The 4,502-nt window shown below is 73.9% G+C and carries 5 protein-coding genes and 1 pseudogene; 1 reads left to right on the top strand and 5 read right to left on the bottom strand.

Annotated features, from left to right (window positions below; all coding sequences use genetic code 11):
• A partial coding sequence (locus NFU81_RS40640; protein WP_251502340.1) for a C40 family peptidase occupies positions 1 to 1,156 on the top strand: 1,156 nt, incomplete at its 5' end.
• Positions 1,157 to 1,166: 10 nt separating this feature from the next.
• Here NFU81_RS40640 and NFU81_RS40635 read toward each other — a convergent pair.
• The 5 genes and pseudogenes from NFU81_RS40635 to NFU81_RS40615 form a co-directional block, all read right to left on the bottom strand.
• Positions 1,167 to 2,402: a styrene monooxygenase/indole monooxygenase family protein gene (locus tag NFU81_RS40635; protein WP_251502339.1), complete on the bottom strand. Its 1,236-nt coding sequence runs from the start codon at positions 2,400 to 2,402 to the stop codon at positions 1,167 to 1,169.
• A gap of 52 nt (positions 2,403 to 2,454) precedes the next feature.
• A complete protein-coding gene (locus tag NFU81_RS40630; protein ID WP_251502338.1) occupies positions 2,455 to 3,063 on the bottom strand; it encodes a GTP-binding protein in 609 nt (202 codons plus the stop codon).
• Complete coding sequence (locus NFU81_RS40625; protein WP_251502337.1) at positions 3,044 to 3,460, bottom strand: DUF742 domain-containing protein; 417 nt, start codon at positions 3,458 to 3,460, stop codon at positions 3,044 to 3,046. The genes NFU81_RS40630 and NFU81_RS40625 overlap by 20 nt, the downstream gene beginning before the upstream one ends.
• Complete coding sequence (locus tag NFU81_RS40620) at positions 3,460 to 3,969, bottom strand: roadblock/LC7 domain-containing protein (RefSeq protein WP_251502336.1); 510 nt, start codon at positions 3,967 to 3,969, stop codon at positions 3,460 to 3,462. The genes NFU81_RS40625 and NFU81_RS40620 overlap by 1 nt, the downstream gene beginning before the upstream one ends.
• Positions 3,966 to 4,502 (bottom strand): annotated as a pseudogene (locus NFU81_RS40615) (hypothetical protein); the annotation flags it as partial. The gene NFU81_RS40620 and the pseudogene NFU81_RS40615, both read right to left, overlap by 4 nt.

Raw genomic sequence — 4,502 nt, 5'->3', positions numbered from 1 at the left:
GGCCGCGGCACGCCCGTACGACCCGCCGGTCCCGGCGCCCTCGGCGACCGGCACGCCCGCGGCGGACCCCGGCGGCGCCGATCCGGCGGCCACCGCCCCCGGGCAGCAGCCCGCGGTGCCGGCTCCGACCGGTACCGCCGACCCGGCCTCGCTGCCCGACCTGCTGACCCGGCTCCAGTCCCTGCACCAGCAGACGGAGGCGGCCACCGAGTCGTACAACAAGGCCAAGGAGACCGCCGACCAGCAGCGCACCAAGGCCCGGGCGCTGGACACCCAGCTCGCCGCGCAGCGCACCCAGGTCGCGGCGGCCCGCGACCAGGTCGGGCTGATGGCCCGCCAGCTCTACCGCACCGGCGGGATGTCGCCGTACCTGTCGATGCTGGACGGCGAGAGCCCGCAGGACTTCTTCGGGACGCTGCACGTCGCCCAGCGCGCCGTCGGGCGCCAGCAGGACGCGGTGGCCGGGCTGGCCGCCGGCGAGAGCCGGCTGGCGGCGCTGAACGCCCAGGCCCAGCGCGCGCTGGACGCCGCCCAGGTCGCGCAGAACAAGCAGGCCGCGCAGAAGACGCAGATCGAGGGGCACCTGCGGCAGGTCGAGGCGCTGCTCGCCGGGCTCAGCGGGGTGCAGGTCAGCGACCTGCAGGCGCTGGAGCAGCAGGGCGCGGACAAGGCGCAGCAGGAGTTCATGGACTCCAAGGCGCTCGGCAAGGACCAGGCCCTGCGGGCGCCCTCGACGAGCGGCGACCGGGCCATCGGTTACGCCTTCGAGCAGCTCGGCAAGCCGTACGTGTGGGGCGCCGAGGGACCGGGGTCCTTCGACTGCTCGGGCCTGACCTCGCAGGCCTGGTCGCACGCCGGCGTCACCGTCCCGCGCACCGCGGAGGAGCAGTGGGCGCGGCTGCCGCACGTGCCGCTGTCCCTGCTGCGCCCGGGCGACCTGGTGGTCTACTTCCCCGGCGCCACCCATGTGGCCCTCTACATCGGCGACGGCCTGGTCGTCCAGGCCCCGCACACCGGCGCGGTGGTGAAGGTCTCCCCGATCGCCGCCAACCCGATCCTCGGCGCGGTCCGCCCCGACCTGGGCGCCCAGCCGCTCGCGGACTACCGGCCGCGGCAGATCCCGCAGGGCGACGGGCAGCCCGAGCCGCTGGGCTGACCCCTGGGGCCTAGCGTTCGACGTCCGCGAGATAGTCCGCGGCGGCGCCGGCGTCGTAGAACCACTCGGCGAAGTCGGCCGGCTCGTCGAAGCCGTTGGCGATGCGGTCGGCGATCCGCGGGTGCTTCTCGGCCGCGGCGAGCAGTGTGAGGACGTGCTCGGGCTGCTCGCCGAGCATCGCGTTGGTCCAGCGGGTGGACGGGCCCGCCTGCGACCAGAAGCGGTCGAAGGCCTCCTGCATCCACCAGCGGTCGAAGGGCTCTTCCCCGTGCTCGACGATGCTGGCCGCGTAACTGGCCGCGCACCTGGCCGCGTTGTTGGAGCCCTGACCGGTGAGCGGGTCGTTGGCGACGACCACGTCGGCGACGCCCAGCACCACACCGCCGCCGGGCAGTTCCGCGACCGGTTCGCGCACGGTCGGGGTGAAGCCGCCCACCAGCGTGGCGTTGCCGTCGGTCAACTCGACGGCGGACGCGCGCTCGTACTCCCACGGGGTGAAGCGGCGCATCAGGTCCAGCGTCAGGCGCAGGTGCTCCGCGGGGTCCGTGACCGTCCCGAAGACGTCCACCGGGCCGCCGGGCACGCCCTCCCAGAACAGGATGTCGCAGGCTCCGGAGGTGGTCAGCGCGGGGATGACGATGAGTTCGCCGACGCCGGGCACCAGGTTGCAGCGGACCGCGGGGACGTCAGGGTGCTCGGGACGCGGGGCCAGGCCGTGGACGTAGGCGACGGCCAGCGTGCGCTGCGGGGCGGCGTAGGGCGAACGGGCCGCGTCCGGGCGGAACATCGAGACGGTCTCGCCCTTGCCCGCCGCGACCAGGACCAGGTCGTAGGCGAGCGAGAAGTAGTCGAGGTCGGCGGCCGTCGCGGCATGGATGACGACCTTGCCGCCGCGCTCCGCGAAGGTCTCCAGCCAGCCGGACATCTTCACCCGCTGGTCCACCGAACGCGCTGGGGCGGTGAGGCGGCCGAGCCAGTCGACCGCGCGGCCCGCGCCGGCCGTGCCGGCGACGGATATGCCCAGGCCGGTTATTCGCGGTGCCATGTCGGGCCAGAAGTCCAGGCCCGCCGCCCGCTCGTGGGCCAGGGCGGCGCCGAACATGCACTGGGTGGAGGTGACCCGGCCGGTGCGGATCTCGTCGGCGGTGCGGTTGGACATCACCGTGACGTCGTAGTCACGGGCTTGCAGGCCGAGGGCCAGCTGGAGGCCGGCCTGCCCGGCTCCGACGATGAGAATCTTGCGCACGGCGCCCCCGCTTCGGGTCGGATCAGGTCGCTTGTGGTGGGAACGGCTCATGCTAGAAGGGCTGTTCCGCGAGTGCGTGGGTGACCAGCGCGAGCAGCGCGTCGACGACGGAGGACCGTTTCCGCGCGTCGATGATGTGCACCGGGATGTGCGACGGCACCGCCAGCGCCTCGCGCACGTCCTCGCCGGTGTACGCGGCGGTGCCCTCGAACTGGTTGACCGCGACCGTGTACGGCAGCCCGGTGCCCTCGAAGTAGTCGAGGGCGGGGAAGCAGTCCGCGAGCCGGCGGGTGTCGGCGAGCACGACCGCGCCTATCGCGCCGCGCACCAGGTCGTCCCACATGAACCAGAACCGCTGCTGCCCCGGGGTGCCGAAGACGTAGAGGACGAGGTCCTTCTCCAGGGTGATCCGGCCGAAGTCCATGGCCACCGTGGTGGTGACCTTGTCGGGGGTGGCGGCCAGGTCGTCGAACGCCTCGCTGGCCTGGGTCATCACCGCCTCGGTGGTCAGCGGGGTGATCTCGGACACCGCGCCCACGAAAGTGGTCTTGCCCACACCGAAGCCGCCGGCCACCACGATCTTCGTGGAGACCGGCGCGCGGTCGCGGTCGTCCTGCCAGTCCTGCAGGCCGTCCGGCCGGTCAGAGGCTGCGAAGTCCACTGAGCACCCTTTCGAGCAGCGCGCGGTCGGGGCTGCCGGACCCGTGCCCGGTGCCGTACACGCGAATTCTTCCCTGGTCGGCGAGATCGCTGAGCAGCACCCTCACGACACCGAGCGGCATCCTGAGCAGTGCGGAGATCTCGGCCACCGACCGCATTCTCCTGCACAGTTCGACGATCGCCCGCCTTTCGGGCAGGACGCGTTCGGCCCAGCCGCCCCGGCCGGCGGCGTACGGCTGCTCCGGGCCCTCCACGGTGGCCACGAACGTCTCGACCAGCAGCACGTGGCCGACCCGGGTCCGACCGCCCGTCAGGGAGTACGGGCGGACCCGGTCCGTCCTGCGGTCGGCACCTCGTTGCGGTGCCCCGCGTCTGGGCAGTGCGGACATCGACGACATCAGTCGGCGCTCCCGTTGGCCTGGCGCAACTCGCTGCGGAGTGCGGGGGTCAGTACGTGTCCCGCACGGCCCACGAACAGGGCCATGTGGTAGGCGATCGCGCTCATGTCGGCGTCGGCGGCCGCGTGCACGCCGAGCAGCGAGCCGTCGCTGATCGACATCACCACGAGCACTCCGTCCGTCATCGCGACGGTGGTCTGCCTGACCCGTCCGCCGTCCATCAGCCGGGCCGCGCCCACGGTGAGCGAGGCCAGACCCGACACGACCGCTGCGAGGTCCATCCGGCTCTGGCCGGCCAGACCCGGATGCGCGGGCGCCTGGGGCCTATTCTGCCCGCCCTGCCCGTCCGAACCGTCGTCAGGTTCGGAACCGAGCAGCAGCAGGCCGTCGGAGGAGACCACGGCGACCGAGTGGATGCCGTACACCTCCGCCACGAAATTGTGCAGCAGCCACTGGAAACTGCGGGCCTCACTGCTGAGTACCCCGGTCTGCGTGTCGACCGCGTTCAACGGGTCGCCTCCTCAACGGTTCCTGCCGGATCTGCGGGCTCGCCCGGCCCCGCGGGCGGTTCGTCACGTTCGCGTAAGGCCTCGGCGCGGCCGGCGGCCAGGCCGCGCTGCAACCCGTCGAGCCTGCGCCGCAGTTCGGCGGCGTCCACCGGCGGCACCGGTGCGGGCGGCGCGGCCCGCCGGGTCCCGGTCGCCCCGCGCACCCGCTGCGGCAGGCTCCGCCCGGCGGCGGGGGATATCGGCTCCACTGCGGGCACGGCAGGCGCGGCGGGCACGGCCACCGCTCCGGGCTCCGGTACGGGAACGGCGGGCGGCAGCGGGGCCGGCGCGAGCGCCGCGGCGGGCACCGGGGTCGGCAGCAGGGCGGGTTCCGGTACGAACGCCTGGGGCGCGGCGGGTACGGGCGCGGCCGGGGGCGGGTCCGACGGCGGGGCGTAGCCGTGGATCTCGTCCGGGCTCTGCGCCTGCGCCGGGAGGTAGACGGTTGCCGGCTGGCCGGCGGGGGCCGGCGGGGGCGCCGGCAGGCCGGCGGG

Source organism: Actinacidiphila cocklensis, assembly GCF_907177275.1.
Taxonomy (GTDB): Bacteria; Actinomycetota; Actinomycetes; order Streptomycetales; family Streptomycetaceae; genus Actinacidiphila; species Actinacidiphila cocklensis.
Note: the sequence above shows the minus strand (reverse complement) of the source record. Positions and strands in the feature narration are given on the sequence as shown.